Genomic DNA, 13801 nt, shown 5'->3' with positions numbered 1-13801 from the left:
AGACGGCTGGGTTGCCAGCCGATGCATCGATGCGTTGGAGCTTACACGCTTTCCCGACTAACACTTCCGCATCGTGGATATTTTTGTCTATTCAGTGAAAACATGACGAAAAGTTTAGGCATCCAGCGTGCGCATGAAGGTAAGCACTTCCGCCTCCGCAGTCCAACCCTGGCGGGCGTACCAGAAACCGGACTTGGGCAGGGCCGGCATCAGGATCAGCGGCAGGTCCCGCGCTGCTGCTTCCTCGGCCAGGGCCGCCAGTACCGCAGTCTCCATGGTGTGGTCAGGGTCCGGCCGGCGGATGTCCATGCCGCCGAATACGGCAAACCCCTCGCCGCCGGCAATCCGCCCGCGTGCCACCGGTTCCCCGAAGGCGTTAATTTCATCCACCGAATAGTCCCGGGATTCCGTGAGGGTGAGGTCTGCATCTTCGGGCAGCTGCGGAACCTGCGGAAGGTCTGCGGGATCAGCACTCATCAGTGCCAGCGAGGAAAGGGAAGCGAGCCCCTGCCCGGCCGCGAACTCCCTTGCCGTATCCGTATCATCGGTCACCAGCGTGAGCCGGGCGCCGGGTGTTGCGGAGACCTCCGCGGCGGCCCCCGGCGTGTTCCGCCCGGGCCAGGTCACCACGTACTGCGGTGCGCCCCCGCCGGCAGGAGCCATGAGCACCGCGTCCCCGTTCAGGGTGCTCTCCAGTCCGCGCACGGCCGCCCACACCGGTGCCCATTGCGTGAAGTTGCTTTTCCACGTCCCCAACCGCGTTTCACCGCCCCGGGGCGGCAGGGGACGGAGGTTCCTCAATGGCGAGGATGGTGACGTTCACGGAGCCCACGGAGACTCCGGTTCTGTGCAGGGCCTCGCGGATGCGTTCCTGAAGGTCAGCCGCAACCTCCAGAGCGTTGAACCGGGCATCCGTGGCCACCCCCACGTCAACGGTCGCACAGCCCCCCGAGACTGCGGCAAAAACCCCGTCCCGGCCCGTCCGGTAGCCTGCGTCCGGAACCCGGCGCAGGGTGTTGCGGGCTGCCGAGCGGACCCGGGCCAGCAGCTGCCCCAGCGGCGGGCCCAGCCGAAGGATGCCGGGCGTCTCGCGTGCAGCCCGGGCGGCTACCGAGGCTATTACCGAACTGCCGATCAACTTGCCGTGCAGCGGCCGCTCAGTCATCGTACAGATCCTCTACCGTCAGATGGACCGCCCGCGGCGCAATCCCCACGGATGTTTCCACGGCGTCGTGAATGGTCAGGCGCAGGGAGTCCATGGCCCGGCGGATGTCGACTCCCGGAGCCACTGCAGTGCGCAGATGGATCAGCAGTCCGGAGCCTGTCTCCGGCTCATGGTGAATCCGGCAGCGGCGGGCGCGCACTCCGCCGATGGTGCGCGCTGCGTCGTGCACGACGGCGGCGAGGGCCGCTTCGCTGATTTCCACCCTTCCGTCCGCAGCGCCGCACAGGACCAGCCGGGGGCTGCGCCGCATCTGCCGGAAGGCTGCCTCCAGCACCCTGTCTTTCAGCGTGTACGGCGGCCTCATGCCCGGGTGCCGCAGGTCGTGGTCCCGCAGCACGGCCGTGGCAGTGAACAGCGGCTCCAGATTGGCACGGACCGTCCGGCAGTCCGGGCAGGTCCGGGTGTGCCCGTCCGGCGGCTGCACCAGGTCCTGCCAGATACGGTTGACCGTACGCCCGCAGCCAACTTGGTCAGCGTGCATTTCTAATGCCATTGGCTCATCGCCTCCGCAAGTTTTTCCCGTGCGCGGGCCAGCCGGCCGCGCACCGTGCCCGCCCCAATTCCCAGTGCTGCGCCGATTTCCGCGTAGCTCTGGCCGTGCATTTCCCGCAACAGCCAGCAGGCACGCTGGTCGGGAGGAAGCTCCGCAAGCGCCCGTGACAAACACTCGAACTGCGCCGCCAGTTCTGCCGTCCGGTGCGGATCGCCGGACAGGGAACCGACGGCAGGCCAAAGGGTGGTGGAGTCGACGCTGTCTTCAGGGTGGGCGGCGCGGCGGCGGAGAACATCGAGGCACCGGTTGGTAGCCGTCCGATAGACCCAGCTGCCGAACGCGCCTGAACGGTCCAGCCCGGGAAGGGCACGCCAGCTGGCGGTCAGGGTGTCCTGGACAACGTCTTCCGCGTCACCCCGGTCATTGAGCAGCCGGTACGCCAAACGGAAAAGGCGTCCCTGATAAGACTCCACCAGGCACTCGAAGGCGGAAAGATCACCGTCCTGGGCCCGCGCCACCACTGTGGGCTCATCGAATCCCCTGAACCCGGCGGCAGGCGCAGCGGCGCGTGACCAAGTCACAGCGCCGGACTCGTCCGGCGATTCAGCCGCAGCCATGGGCGCCCCTGTCGGTCCGGCATGCGCCGGTCCCTCCCCAATATCCCAGAGCGTCAGCGCCGGCGGAACAGTGTCCGGGCCCATCGGAGGGCAGTGGAGGGAAGTTTGCCAAACGGTGTGACGATTGCCCCGGCCCTGCGTCTTTAAGCTCGCAAGCGTTCCCCAACGGGACCAGTTCCAAGCAGGAGATGAACACCATGGCAGATGCTCAGAAATCATCAGGACCATCGTCAGGACCCGTGCCCTCTTCACCGGGCAGCGGACAATCCTCGGGCGTGGGCGCCGTCCCCTCGCCGTCGGGCACCATGGCCGGCACCGGCGACACGGAACAAGCCCGCAAAACAGGCCCGCTGCACACGCCGCACGGTGACACCACCATCGAGGAAACGGTGGTCCAGAAGCTTGCCGGGATGGCCACCCGCGAGGTGCCCGGTGTCTATGCCATGGGTAATGCGGCACGCCGCGTATTCAGCTCCGTGACTGAACGGATTCCAGGTTCCCAGACCAACGTCAGCAACGGGATCAGTGTGGAAAAGGGCGAACGGCAGGCAGCAATCGACGTCAGCATCGTCGTGGAGTACGGCTACTCGATCGTGGAGGTCAGCCAGGGAATCCGGCGCAACGTGATCCGCTCCGTTGAAAATGCCACCGGACTGGAAGTGCTTGAAGTAAACGTCAACGTCACTGACGTGCACCTGCCGGACGACGATTCCGACGACGATCAGGACGTGAGCAAGAAGCCGTCGGACCGGTTGGAATAACGCTTCGGTGCAAGAAATCCGCCGGACAGGTGCTGCGGTGCCGCCGGAAAATTAGCAAAGGAGGACAACATGTCCGCAACTAAATGGTGCCTGGCAGTGGGCCTGGTCCTGGGAGTCGTGCTGGCTTTTGGCGGGTGGTACGCCCTCCTGCTGACAGTGTTGTTCGGTCTGGTGGGGCTGCTGGTGGGCATGGCTGCCGACGGCAAGCTTGATGTCCAGGCCATGTTTGGCAGAGCGTCGAGCAGATGACTACAGCCGGAATCCAGGATGTGAGGTCTACTGCCGCACGCCGGCAGCACCTCGACGCCGGCGACCGCGGGCGCACCGTTCTGTCCCGAAAGGTCCTTGAAAAGGTGGCCGCCCAAATAGTGGTGGATGAAACCTTTGCCGGCGGCAGCTCAGGCGGTTTTCTGGGCATCGGCGCACGGGCGGACCTCACCGCCCGTCCCGACGCCAAGGTGGAACTGGCCGGCAACGTTGCCTCGCTCAAGGTGGAAGTGGGACTGCCCTATCCGGTGCCCCTGCGGCAGGCCACGAACCAGCTGCGAGACCGGATTTCCAGCCGGGTCAGCGAGATGACCGGTGTGGAGGTGCGCCAGGTGGATGTCACCATCTCATGGCTGCGGCCGGCGGAACCCGATGACGGACGCCGGAGGCTGCTGTGAGCGGGAACCTGCCGGTGTCCCTGCGGCCCCGGCCCAGCCGGGCGGTCCCCGCCGTCATCTGCGCCCTGGTGCTGCTGGCTGCGGGAGTAATGCTGGTGTGGGCCGCCGTTGCCCGGCTGACGACGGGGCTGTGGCCGCCATTCTTCACAGCGGTTTCGGACTGGCTTGCCACGCTGAACTGGAACAGCGCCGGAACCTGGACCGTCGGCATCATCCTCGCCGCCATTGGGCTGGTGCTGCTGCTGACAGTGCTGGTTCCCGGAAAGTTTCACGCGCTTCCGCTGCGGCTGGACCCCATCCGGGAGGTCAGCGGAGACAGCCGTGCGGTGATGTCGCGCCGCGCTGTTGCACGGCTGGCAGCGGCCACCTGTGAACATATCGACGGCGTTGGCTCGGCCTCGGCAACGGCCTCGGACAAAGCCGTGCATGTGTCCGTTTACACGCCGCTGCACGACACCGCCGACCTGCAGCACTGGGTCACCGACGGCGTCCGCTCCCGGCTTCAGGCGTCCGGCCTGGACCCGGTGCCGAACATTAGCGTTTCTATCCGGTCCGGCCGCTGAAGGGCCGCTGACAACTGAAGGGGAACACCATGCGCCAGCATGCCGGTACCGCCAACCGTGTTTGGCTGACCATCCTTGCGCTGCTTTGCCTGGCGGCAGGTGCCTATCTCCTGCTGCTGGCTTCGGGAACAGCGGGAGCATCCGAAAGCCCGGTCCTGTCCGGGCCGCCGGAGGAGGTCACGGGGGCCGGCTATGCGCCCGGAGCAGTCCTGATTGCCGGTCTGATCCTGGGAACCCTGGGGCTGTGGTGGATGCTGACCCAGATTCCGCGGCGCGTTGCGGCGGATACCTTCAGGCTGCAGGAGAATCCTGCGCGCGGCATCACCGCCTGCAATCCGTCGGTGCTGGCAGCGGCTGTGCAGGATGACACGGACCGGATTCCCGGGGTGGTTGGCTCCACGGCACTGCTGCGCGGAACCGCCGAGGCGCCGGACCTGACGCTCAAGGTCACGGTCAATGCCTGGGCGGACATCCGCGAAGTCATGGACCGGATTGAGGGAGCCGTGGTGCCCCACCTGGCGATGGCGCTGGAGAATCCGCTGCACAGTCTGGGAGTCCAGCTGGAGGCGAGTAACAAACAGGGGCTTTCCGGCGGTCCGGTGACCTCGGGCGGAACTGTGGTTTATTAGGGCCGTGCCGTCCGAACCGGACCTCCCCTCTGCGCGGATCGCCGCACCCCGGTTTTCCCTCTGTTCTTAGAACAGCGGCCAGGGCACTGCAGGCATCCCGCCGCCGGGAGCGGGGAACTGCCCTGCTGAACGCAGCCGGGCGCAGCGCGCTGCAAAGGCCGCAAGCTCCTCGGCGGTGAGCAGGTCCGCCAGCCGCCGGCCGAGTCCGCCCTGCAATCCTTCGAGAACCCGGTCAATACCTGCGAGTTCCTCGGCGCTCAGTGCCTCCCCGATCCATCCCCACAGCACCGTCCGCAGTTTGTGCTCGCTGTGGAAGGTCAGCCCGTGGTCCACTCCGTACCGGTGCCCGCCGGGCATGGCGAGGACGTGGTCGCCCTTGCGGTCGGCATTGTTGACCAGGACGTCAAACACGGCCATCCGGCGGAGCGCCGGAGTGTCTTCGTGAATGAGGGCAACAATCTGCCCGCTTTGGTCCTCGCCTTCGAGCACCTCTTTCCAGCCGGTTTCGGGCATATCAGCTGCAGGAACCAGGTCCACGGCCGTCTGCTCCGGATCGGTGTCCTGCCAGAGCTGCACCATGCCGGCACCCAGCGGACCGTCCCGCAGCCAGGTGCGCGGCACGAGGTTCCATCCTGTCGCCTCCGAGACCAGATAGGCGGCCACCTCCCTGTGGGCGAGGAACCCGTCGGGAAAATCCCACAGCGGCTTCTCGCCTGCCATCGGTTTGTAGACCACGGCGGCATCGCCGATGCTGCCCAGGAAGGTGGCGTTGGACGCCGTCGTAATGCGGCCGGTGAGGGTCAGCTCCGCGGTGACCGGGTCCTGCGCGGGCATCAGGCTCCGGGGAACGTGCAGGTGTGTCCGCCGGCGTCGATCGGCTGGCCGCAGATCACGCAGATTGGACGCCCGGCACCCACGATCTCCCGTGTGCGCTTGGCAAAGGCGCGGGCGGCGCCCACCGGCATGCTGACCCGGAGCACCTCGGCGGGGTCGGCGTCGTCGTCCTCCTCGAGGAACCCGTCATCGTCCTCATCCACCTCTTCGAGCGGGTAAGCCTCGATGACAAGCTGCGCCGTCGTCGGGTCCCAGCCCAGGCTCATCACTCCGGCGCGGAACTGTTCCTGCACGGCCTCAAGGTCGTCATTGTCGACGAGTTCCAGGGGAGTGCTGGCGGGAACGTGGAAGGGATTGCCGTCGACGGTCATGAGCTGGTCGAGGATCTCATCGATCTTCTCGGCGAGCTGGGCCGACTGCTGTTTCTCCAGGGCAATGCTGACGAGCTGTTTTCCGGTGCGCACCTGCAGGTAGAACGTGCGCTGTCCCGGAACGCCGACAGTGCCGACGACGACGCGGTCAGGCCAGGCGAACTCGTGAACGGTTGTAGGCATAGGACTACTTTAGGCTCCTTCGGCCGGAGGCGCCGCATGTCCTGCGCCTCCGCCCACCGGCGCATCCTCTGATGCCGGGGGAACGGCCAGCCAGGAGAGGTCTCCGGCGTCGGTATTGGTGGCAAAAACGGTGGGTCGGCCCTTGCCGTAATGCACGATTGATACGGAGGCCGGGCCCACCGTAAGGCGCTGGAACAAATCCAGATGCATGCCGAGCGCGTCGGCCAGGACAGACTTGATGATGTCCCCGTGGCTCACCGCCGCCCAGACGGCACCGGGACCGTGCTCGGCCTCGAACGCGGCATCATGGCGGCGGATCGCCGCGACCGAACGCGCCTGCATCGCCGCCATGGATTCACCGCCGGGGAAGGTGACGGCGGAGGGCTGGGACTGCACGGTCTTCCACAGCTCCTCCTTCGCCAGGTCCCCAAGCATCCGGCCCTGCCACCGGCCGTAATCGCACTCGGTCAACTCCTGCTCCACCGGAGCATGCGGGGTGCCGGCCTGGCGGTCCAGAATGAACTGTGCTGTCTGCCGGCACCGTTCGAGCGGACTCGACACCACACCCGCAAGGGGCACGACGGCGAGCCGGTCCCCGGTCACGGCGGCCTGGCCGCGGCCGGCCTCGTCCAGTTCGACGCCGGGGGTCCGTCCGGCGAGCAGCCCGGAGGCGTTTGCAGTGGTGCGGCCGTGCCGCACGAGGATTACTGTTGCCATCCCCATAGCCTAGCCACCCCGTCCCGCAGCAGGGTGAACACACGTGAGATGCTCTAGTCCATGAGCTCTCCCGCACACCTCCGTCCCGCCGAAGTGAACGATCTGCCGTTTATCTTCAGCAAAGAGCGCGAGTACATGGAGACCAACGAGCCGGAAGCGCTCCAGGGGTGGATGGCAGCCCTTGAGCTGAACCTCGCAGACTGGATTGACTGCCTCCCGCGCACGGTCTTTTCCGTTGACGATTCCGGGAAGCCGCTCGGGTACGCGATGTGGACCCTCAAGGATGACTGCGCCACCCTGGCATCGATCCATGTTCTGGGCGGCCGCCGCCGGCAGGGAATCGGCCGGCTTCTGCTGGAGACGTTCGAGCAGGAGGCAGCCGCACGCGGAGTCCGTGTGCTCAAGCTGGGTGTTCACCGAAACAACCCGGCCCGTCTGCTCTATGAGGCCGCGGGTTATCAGCCTGCGGGCCGGGACGGCGGGTACCTGCTCTTCAGCAGGGTCCCTGCTGAATCCTGACGCGGGGCCCGCAGCCTGACGGGGGCTGCCTGCAGCGGAGCGGTGAGCACCTGCCGTCCGGCGTTCAGGGTGCTCACCGCTCCGGTGCCACTGAGGGTTACTCGGCGGTCTCCCGCTGCAGCGCACCCCGCTCGGCTGCCGCCATGGCCTGGTACTCCGCCACCCGTGCCTGGTGCAGCGGAGTGCGGCGCAGGAATGCGTAGACAACGCCCAGCAGCGCAAACCAGATGGGGGTCACCAGCAGGGCCTGCAGGGTGTCAGCCTGGGTGGTCAGTGCCCAGAGGATGAAGGCGAAGAATGCCAGCACCACGTAGACCATCACCACGCCGCCGGGCAGCTTGAACGTCGACGCTTCGTGCAGCTGCGGCCGGCGCTTCCGGTACGCCAGGTAGCTGAGCAGGATGATGGTCCAGACAAACATGAAGCACAGTGCCGAGATGGTGGTCACCAGGGTGAAGGCCGCGCTGACCGATTCGCCGGCATAGAGCAGGACGACGCCGCCGAGCAGGAAGGTGCAGGAGAAGAACAGTGCGTTCTGGGGCACCTTGCGCCGTGACAGGCGGCCGAACGCCCGGGGGGCGTCGCCGTCGTGCGCCAGGCCGAAAACCATGCGGGAGGTGGAATATATCCCGGAATTTGCCGAACTGGCGGCGGAGGTCAGGACCACGAAGTTCACCACGGCAGCTGCGGCGCCCAGTCCGGCCAGGGCAAACATGCCCACAAACGGGCTTTCATCCGCACTGAATTCATCCCACGGCACCACGGAAATCAGGACCACCAGGGCGCCTACATAGAAGAGCATGATGCGCAGCGGGATGGAGTTGATGGCGCGGGGAAGGTTCTTTTCCGGATCCTTGGTTTCGGCTGCCGCCGTGCCCACCAGCTCAATGCCCACGAAGGCGAAGACGGCAATCTGGAACCCGGCCACAAAGCCCATGGGGCCGGTGGGGAACAAGCCGCCGTGCTCCCAGAGGTTGTTGAAGCCGGCCACGTTGCCGTCGCCGGAGTTGAAGCGGGTGAAGATCATCACCAGGCCCACCACAATGAGGGTGACGATGGCCAGGATCTTGATCAGGGCAAACCAGAATTCGGTCTCGCCGAAGGCCTTCACCGTGGGAAGGTTCAGCGCCACCAGCACTAGGATGCAGGCCAGCGCGGGTATCCACAGCGGGGCGTCCGCCCACCAGAAGGTGACGTAGTGCGCAATGGCCACCACGTCCGCTATGCCGGTGACCACCCAGCAGAACCAGTAGGTCCAGCCGGTGAAGAATCCGGCCCAGGGGCCCAGGAGGTCGGCGGAGAAATCGGTGAAGGACTTGTACTTGAGATTGGAGAGCAGCAGCTCGCCCATAGCCCGCATGACAAAGAACAGCATGAAGCCGATGGCCATGTAGACGAAGATCACGGAGGGTCCGGCCACTGAAATGGTTTTTCCGGAGCCCATGAACAGGCCCGTTCCAATGGCGCCGCCGATGGCCAGGAGCTGGATGTGGCGGCTGGAGAGGGAGCGGGAGAGTTCCGGCTCTGAAGAGCTTTTTATGCCGGGAGAATTCTCGGCGGAGGTGGGGCGGGTCAGGCGGTCGGACATGGGGATCTTTCTTGATTAGGCACCCGCCGGCGCGCGTGGCGTCGCCACGCGCACGGAAGGATCGTACCCAGGCCGTAAGAAAGATGCTGGCGCCACCGCCGACATTCCAGTGTGGAATTCCCCGCCGCGTGATGTCAATTTGGTGCCCCTCCACCGGCAAATAGGTGCCGAAGAGCACCTGTCGGCGTCAAACAGGGTGCGGCGGGCGTCACATTCTTGATGGCCCACCTGCGGGAGGGTAGGGTCACAGGTGGAAACACATAAGTGAATATGCCTTTATCAGCCGTGGCGGGAGAGTCCCGTTACCTGCAGCCTCCTCTCGGGGGTAATGCATCGGCGGGCGCCGTAGGAGCAAACCCTCCCCGGGAATCTCTCAGGCCCCTGTACCGCCATGGCGAGGCAACTCTGGAAAGCAGTTTCCGCACCCTGCGTGCGGAACTCACCGACGGTGCAAGCGGCTAGTCTCCGCGGAATCTCTCAGGTCCAATACAGAGCGGGGAGGACCCAACGTTAGTTGGCGTACCCCGTCTGCCTTTCCAGGAGCCCAGAATGACTGCTGATCTGTCCACTGCCGAAACCCCCGCCACAGCCGCCGCGAACCACCTCGGCTCCGCCCAGTCCGCACCTGTTGCCGAGGGCTTTGTTGACCGCCACATCGGTGCCCGCGCCGGCTCCGCAGAGGCCATGCTCAAGGCTGTGGGATACGACTCCCTGAATGCACTGGCAGACATGGCCGTTCCCGCGGCCATCCGTCAGGCCAGCCCGCTGGTGCTGGATCCCGCCCGCTCCGAAGAAGAGACGCTGGCGCAGCTGCGCGCCATCGCCGGCAAGAACAAGACGGCCGTGCAGATGATCGGCCAGGGCTACTACGGCACCCACACCCCGCCGGTGATCCTGCGCAACGTCGTCGAGGACCCCGCCTGGTACACCGCCTACACTCCCTACCAGCCCGAAATCTCCCAGGGCCGGCTCGAAGCGCTGCTGAACTTCCAGACCATGGTCCAGGACCTCACCGCCCTGCCCATCGCCAACGCGTCCCTCCTGGACGAAGCCACCGCCGTGGCAGAGGCGGTGCTGCTGATGCGCCGCTCCAACAAGTCCAAGTCAAACGGTGCCATCGTGCTGGACTCGGAAACCCTGCCGCAGACCATCGCCGTGGTGAAGGGCCGGGCCAAGGCCCTGGGCTTCGACGTGATCGTTGCCGATCTGGCCAACGGACTGCCCGAGGGCGACATCACCGGCCTGGTCCTGCAGCAGCCGGGCGTTTCCGGCGTGGTCCGCAACCAGGAAGCCCTGATTGCAGAAGCCAAGGAACGCGGCGCACTGGTCACCGTGGCCGCGGACCTGCTGGCCCTGACCCTCATCACGCCTCCCGGCGAGCAGGGCGCTGACATTGCCGTCGGTTCCGTGCAGCGTTTCGGCGTTCCGCTCTTCTTCGGCGGCCCGCACGCCGCCTACATGGCCGTCCGCAAGGGCCTGGAGCGTTCGCTGCCCGGCCGCCTGGTGGGTGTGTCCAAGGACTCAGCCGGCACCCCGGCCTACCGGCTGGCACTGCAGACCCGCGAGCAGCACATCCGCCGCGAGAAGGCCACCTCCAACATCTGCACCGCACAGGCGCTGCTGGCCATCGTGGCCTCCATGTACGCCGTGTACCACGGCCCCGAAGGCCTGACGCGGATTGCCCGCCGCGCCCACAACTCCGCCCGGACCCTCGCGGCCGCCCTGCAGGCCGCCGGCATCGAGCTCCTGCACACCAGCTTCTTCGACACCGTCACGGCCCGCGTTCCCGGCCGCGCCGCCGAGATTGTTGCCGCAGCCGAGGCCCGCGGCATCAACCTGCGCAGCATCGATGCGGACACCGTGGGCATCTCCTGCGATGAGACCACGACGCCGGCTGTCCTTGTCGACGTTGCCGCCGCCTTCGGTGCCGCTCTTGACTCCGCCGCAGAGCCGGAAGGCTTCGAGCTGGCCGACGACGTCCTGCGCACCTCGGACTTCATGACCCACCCGGTGTTCTCCTCCTACCGCTCCGAAACCCAGATGCTGCGCTACCTTCGCCGCCTCTCGGACCGGGACCTGGCCCTGGACCGCACCATGATCCCGCTGGGCTCGTGCACCATGAAGCTCAACGCCACCGCTGAAATGCAGGCCATGACCTGGCCGGAGTTCGCCTCCATCCACCCCTTCGCCCCGGATTCCCAGACCGAAGGCTGGCGCGAACTGATCGCGGACCTCGAAGAGAAGCTCGCGGTCATCACCGGTTATGACAAGGTGTCCATCCAGCCCAACGCCGGCTCGCAGGGTGAACTGGCCGGTCTGCTGGCCATCCGCGGCTACCACCACTCCCGCGGCGATGACCAGCGCACCGTCTGCCTGATCCCCGCCTCCGCGCACGGCACCAACGCGGCCTCCGCAGTCCTGGCCGGAATGAAGGTGGTGGTGGTTGCCACCGCCGGTGACGGCGCCATTGACCACGCTGACCTGCGCGCCAAGATCGATGCGCACCGGGACAATCTGGCTGCCATCATGATCACGTACCCCTCCACCCACGGCGTGTTCGACGACGACGTCCGGGACGTTTGCGACGCCGTCCATGAGGCGGGCGGCCAGGTATACATCGACGGTGCCAACCTCAACGCGCTGGTGGGCCTGGCGCAGCCGGGCGAATTCGGCGGCGACGTCTCGCACCTGAACCTGCACAAGACCTTCTGCATCCCGCACGGCGGCGGCGGTCCCGGCGTCGGCCCGGTGGCTGTGAAGTCCCACCTGGCACCGTTCCTGCCCGGCGACGCAGCCACCTGGACCGAAGGTGAGGACATCCCCGTCTCCGCCTCCCGGTTCGGCTCCGCCGGCGTCCTGCCCATCTCCTGGGCCTACGTAAACCTCATGGGGGGCGTTGGCCTTACCGAAGCCACCAAGAGCGCACTGCTGGCCGCCAACTATGTGGCAACCCGGCTCAACGAGTACTTCCCGGTGCTGTACACCGGCCGCGGCGGTCTCGTGGCGCACGAATGCATCCTGGACCTGCGCGACCTCACCGCCAAGACCGGTGTCAGCGCCGAAGACGTGGCCAAGCGCCTGGTGGACTACGGATTCCACGCCCCCACGCTGTCCTTCCCGGTGGCCGGCACCCTGATGGTGGAGCCCACCGAGTCCGAGGACCTGGGTGAAATTGACCGGTTTATTGACGCCATGATTGCCATCCGTGCCGAAATCGACCAGGTGGCCGCCGGGGACTTCACCCTGGAAGGCAGCCCGCTGCGCAACGCGCCGCACACCGCCGTCGTGCTGGCCGGCAATGAGTGGGACCGCGCCTACCCGCGCGAACAGGCAGCCTTCCCGATGCGCAGCCAGCGGATGGACAAGTACTTCCCGCCGGTGGGCCGGATCGACGGCGCAGCCGGGGACCGCAACCTCATCTGCTCCTGCCCGCCCATTGAAGACTTCGAAAACTAGAGCGCAAAGGCCAAGAACAATGACTGAGAAATTCACCGCGCTCTACGAAGAGCACAAACGCCTCGGCGCTTCTTTCACTGACTTCGGCGGCTGGCAGATGCCGCTGAAATACAGCTCGGAACTGGCCGAACACCACGCCGTCCGCAAAGCCGCGGGCCTGTTTGACCTCTCCCACATGGGTGAGGTGAAGGTCACGGGCCCCGATGCCGGCGCCTTCCTGGACTATGCGCTGGTGGGCAAGCTGTCCGCCGTGAAGGTAGGCCGTGCCAAGTACTCGCTGATCACAAACGCCGACGGCGGGATCATCGATGACCTGATCAGCTACCGGCTCGACGACGACACCTACCTGGTGGTGCCCAACGCCGGCAATGCACCGGTGGTTGCCGCGGAACTGGCGGCCCGGGCCGGGGGCTTTGACGTCACCGTCAACAACATCTCCGACGACACCTCACTGGTGGCTGTGCAGGGACCCAATGCGGAGGCCATCCTGCTGGCCCTGGTCCCGGCCGCGGACCGGGACCTGGTGACGGAGATGAAGTACTACGCCGCCGCGAAGGTACCGATGGCGCTGGGCGCCTGGAGCGCAGACCTGCTGGTGGCCCGCACCGGCTACACCGGCGAGGACGGCTTCGAAATCTACGTTCCCAACGACGCCGCCCCCATCCTCTGGGCTGCACTGCTCGACGCCGGAGCGGACCGGGGGCTGATCCCCGCCGGTCTGGCCTGCCGCGACTCGCTGCGGCTGGAGGCGGGCATGCCGCTGTACGGCAATGAACTCACCCTGGAGCTGGATCCCTACGCCGCAGGCCTGGGCCCCGTTGTCGCCCTCTCCAAGGAGGGGGACTTTGTTGGCCGCGCCGCGCTGGAAACCAAGAAGCAGCAGGCTCCGGCCCGCCGCCTCGTGGGTCTTAAGGGCTCCGGCCGCCGCGCCGGCCGCTCGCACTATCCGGTCCTTTCCGACGGCGCCGTGATCGGCGAGGTCACGTCCGGTGCGCCGAGCCCCACACTGGGCTATCCGATCGCCCTGGCCTATGTGGACAACGCCTTCACGGAGCCCGGCACCGAAGTTCAGGTGGACCTGCGCGGCAAGCCTGAGCCCTTCACCGTCGTCGCGCTGCCGTTCTACAAGCGCGGACAGTAACTTCCCCGCCGGCAGCACGGCAAAATGCCGTGCTGCCGC

At 66.5% G+C, this 13801-nt stretch carries 16 protein-coding genes and 1 riboswitch; of the genes, 8 read left to right on the top strand and 8 right to left on the bottom strand.

Annotation, left to right across the window (positions count from 1 at the left end):
- Positions 1-114: 114 nt before the first annotated feature.
- The 4 genes from QMA10_RS01880 to QMA10_RS01865 are packed head-to-tail and all read right to left on the bottom strand — an operon-like array spanning position 115 to position 2419.
- Positions 115-756: a hypothetical protein gene (locus QMA10_RS01880; RefSeq protein ID WP_290165615.1), complete on the bottom strand. Its 642-nt coding sequence runs from the start codon at positions 754-756 to the stop codon at positions 115-117.
- Between the two features lie 7 nt (positions 757-763).
- On the bottom strand, positions 764-1165 hold the full coding sequence (locus QMA10_RS01875) for an Asp23/Gls24 family envelope stress response protein (RefSeq protein WP_290165613.1): 402 nt from the start codon (positions 1163-1165) through the stop codon (positions 764-766).
- Positions 1158-1718 carry a hypothetical protein gene (locus tag QMA10_RS01870; RefSeq protein ID WP_290165611.1) on the bottom strand — a complete coding sequence of 187 codons (561 nt, stop codon included), beginning with the start codon at positions 1716-1718 and terminating at the stop codon, positions 1158-1160. Before QMA10_RS01870 ends, QMA10_RS01875 begins: the two co-directional genes overlap by 8 nt.
- Positions 1709-2419 carry an RNA polymerase sigma factor gene (locus QMA10_RS01865; protein ID WP_290165609.1) on the bottom strand — a complete coding sequence of 237 codons (711 nt, stop codon included), beginning with the start codon at positions 2417-2419 and terminating at the stop codon, positions 1709-1711. Before QMA10_RS01865 ends, QMA10_RS01870 begins: the two co-directional genes overlap by 10 nt.
- A gap of 221 nt (positions 2420-2640) precedes the next feature.
- On the opposite strand from QMA10_RS01865, the gene QMA10_RS01860 reads away from it, so the two are divergent.
- The 5 genes from QMA10_RS01860 (at position 2641) to QMA10_RS01840 (ending at position 4953) form a co-directional block, all read left to right on the top strand.
- Positions 2641-3096 (top strand): Asp23/Gls24 family envelope stress response protein, encoded by a 456-nt coding sequence (locus QMA10_RS01860; protein ID WP_290165751.1) that lies wholly within the window; start codon positions 2641-2643, stop codon positions 3094-3096.
- Between the two features lie 69 nt (positions 3097-3165).
- On the top strand, positions 3166-3345 hold the full coding sequence (locus QMA10_RS01855; RefSeq protein WP_290165607.1) for a hypothetical protein: 180 nt from the start codon (positions 3166-3168) through the stop codon (positions 3343-3345).
- A complete protein-coding gene (locus tag QMA10_RS01850; RefSeq protein ID WP_290165605.1) occupies positions 3342-3761 on the top strand; it encodes an Asp23/Gls24 family envelope stress response protein in 420 nt (139 codons plus the stop codon). The genes QMA10_RS01855 and QMA10_RS01850 overlap by 4 nt, the downstream gene beginning before the upstream one ends.
- Positions 3758-4324, top strand: coding sequence for a DUF6286 domain-containing protein (locus tag QMA10_RS01845; protein ID WP_290165603.1), 567 nt, complete (start codon positions 3758-3760; stop codon positions 4322-4324). The genes QMA10_RS01850 and QMA10_RS01845 overlap by 4 nt, the downstream gene beginning before the upstream one ends.
- Before the next feature lie 29 nt (positions 4325-4353).
- Positions 4354-4953 carry a hypothetical protein gene (locus QMA10_RS01840; protein WP_290165601.1) on the top strand — a complete coding sequence of 200 codons (600 nt, stop codon included), beginning with the start codon at positions 4354-4356 and terminating at the stop codon, positions 4951-4953.
- A gap of 66 nt (positions 4954-5019) precedes the next feature.
- Here the strand turns inward: QMA10_RS01840 and QMA10_RS01835 are convergent, their stop codons facing one another.
- The 3 genes from QMA10_RS01835 to QMA10_RS01825 are packed head-to-tail and all read right to left on the bottom strand — an operon-like array spanning position 5020 to position 7058.
- Positions 5020-5787 carry an SCO1664 family protein gene (locus tag QMA10_RS01835; protein WP_290165600.1) on the bottom strand — a complete coding sequence of 256 codons (768 nt, stop codon included), beginning with the start codon at positions 5785-5787 and terminating at the stop codon, positions 5020-5022.
- Positions 5787-6341: a DUF3090 family protein gene (locus QMA10_RS01830; protein WP_290165598.1), complete on the bottom strand. Its 555-nt coding sequence runs from the start codon at positions 6339-6341 to the stop codon at positions 5787-5789. The genes QMA10_RS01835 and QMA10_RS01830 overlap by 1 nt, the downstream gene beginning before the upstream one ends.
- A 9-nt stretch (positions 6342-6350) precedes the next feature.
- Entirely contained in the window at positions 6351-7058 is a 708-nt protein-coding gene (locus QMA10_RS01825) for a histidine phosphatase family protein (RefSeq protein ID WP_290165596.1), read from the bottom strand.
- Positions 7059-7118: 60 nt separating this feature from the next.
- On the opposite strand from QMA10_RS01825, the gene QMA10_RS01820 reads away from it, so the two are divergent.
- Positions 7119-7577 (top strand): GNAT family N-acetyltransferase, encoded by a 459-nt coding sequence (locus QMA10_RS01820; protein ID WP_290165594.1) that lies wholly within the window; start codon positions 7119-7121, stop codon positions 7575-7577.
- A 97-nt stretch (positions 7578-7674) separates the two neighbouring features.
- Here QMA10_RS01820 and cycA read toward each other — a convergent pair whose 3' ends face one another.
- A complete protein-coding gene (cycA, locus tag QMA10_RS01815; protein WP_290165592.1) occupies positions 7675-9165 on the bottom strand; it encodes a D-serine/D-alanine/glycine transporter in 1491 nt (496 codons plus the stop codon).
- A gap of 279 nt (positions 9166-9444) precedes the next feature.
- Positions 9445-9564, top strand: a riboswitch (glycine riboswitch).
- A gap of 150 nt (positions 9565-9714) precedes the next feature.
- Here cycA and gcvP point away from each other — a divergent pair.
- Together gcvP and gcvT are read left to right on the top strand one after the other, a co-directional pair.
- A complete protein-coding gene (gcvP, locus tag QMA10_RS01810) occupies positions 9715-12621 on the top strand; it encodes an aminomethyl-transferring glycine dehydrogenase (RefSeq protein WP_290165590.1) in 2907 nt (968 codons plus the stop codon).
- A 19-nt stretch (positions 12622-12640) separates the two neighbouring features.
- Positions 12641-13762: a glycine cleavage system aminomethyltransferase GcvT gene (gcvT, locus tag QMA10_RS01805; protein ID WP_290165589.1), complete on the top strand. Its 1122-nt coding sequence runs from the start codon at positions 12641-12643 to the stop codon at positions 13760-13762.
- Positions 13763-13801: the final 39 nt, after the last annotated feature.

Origin of the sequence: Arthrobacter sp. APC 3897 (assembly GCF_030407495.1) — a bacterium.
Classification (GTDB): domain Bacteria; phylum Actinomycetota; class Actinomycetes; order Actinomycetales; family Micrococcaceae; genus Arthrobacter_B.
The sequence above is the reverse complement of the archived record's forward strand: the minus strand, read 5'-3'. Positions and strand labels throughout refer to the sequence as shown.

What these genes read in the sequence shown, in the direction of transcription:
- QMA10_RS01875 (WP_290165613.1), bottom strand. Translation starts at nt 1,165, where the DNA reads ATGACTGAGCGGCCGCTGCACGGCAAGTTGATCGGCAGTTCGGTAATA.
- QMA10_RS01870 (WP_290165611.1), bottom strand. Translation starts at nt 1,718, where the DNA reads ATGGCATTAGAAATGCACGCTGACCAAGTTGGCTGCGGGCGTACGGTC.
- QMA10_RS01865 (WP_290165609.1), bottom strand. Translation starts at nt 2,419, where the DNA reads ATGGGCCCGGACACTGTTCCGCCGGCGCTGACGCTCTGGGATATTGGG.
- QMA10_RS01860 (WP_290165751.1), top strand. Translation starts at nt 2,641, where the DNA reads ATGGCCGGCACCGGCGACACGGAACAAGCCCGCAAAACAGGCCCGCTG.
- QMA10_RS01855 (WP_290165607.1), top strand. Translation starts at nt 3,166, where the DNA reads ATGTCCGCAACTAAATGGTGCCTGGCAGTGGGCCTGGTCCTGGGAGTC.
- QMA10_RS01850 (WP_290165605.1), top strand. Translation starts at nt 3,342, where the DNA reads ATGACTACAGCCGGAATCCAGGATGTGAGGTCTACTGCCGCACGCCGG.
- QMA10_RS01840 (WP_290165601.1), top strand. Translation starts at nt 4,354, where the DNA reads ATGCGCCAGCATGCCGGTACCGCCAACCGTGTTTGGCTGACCATCCTT.
- QMA10_RS01835 (WP_290165600.1), bottom strand. Translation starts at nt 5,787, where the DNA reads ATGCCCGCGCAGGACCCGGTCACCGCGGAGCTGACCCTCACCGGCCGC.
- QMA10_RS01830 (WP_290165598.1), bottom strand. Translation starts at nt 6,341, where the DNA reads ATGCCTACAACCGTTCACGAGTTCGCCTGGCCTGACCGCGTCGTCGTC.
- QMA10_RS01825 (WP_290165596.1), bottom strand. Translation starts at nt 7,058, where the DNA reads ATGGCAACAGTAATCCTCGTGCGGCACGGCCGCACCACTGCAAACGCC.
- QMA10_RS01820 (WP_290165594.1), top strand. Translation starts at nt 7,119, where the DNA reads ATGAGCTCTCCCGCACACCTCCGTCCCGCCGAAGTGAACGATCTGCCG.
- cycA (WP_290165592.1), bottom strand. Translation starts at nt 9,165, where the DNA reads ATGTCCGACCGCCTGACCCGCCCCACCTCCGCCGAGAATTCTCCCGGC.
- gcvP (WP_290165590.1), top strand. Translation starts at nt 9,715, where the DNA reads ATGACTGCTGATCTGTCCACTGCCGAAACCCCCGCCACAGCCGCCGCG.
- gcvT (WP_290165589.1), top strand. Translation starts at nt 12,641, where the DNA reads ATGACTGAGAAATTCACCGCGCTCTACGAAGAGCACAAACGCCTCGGC.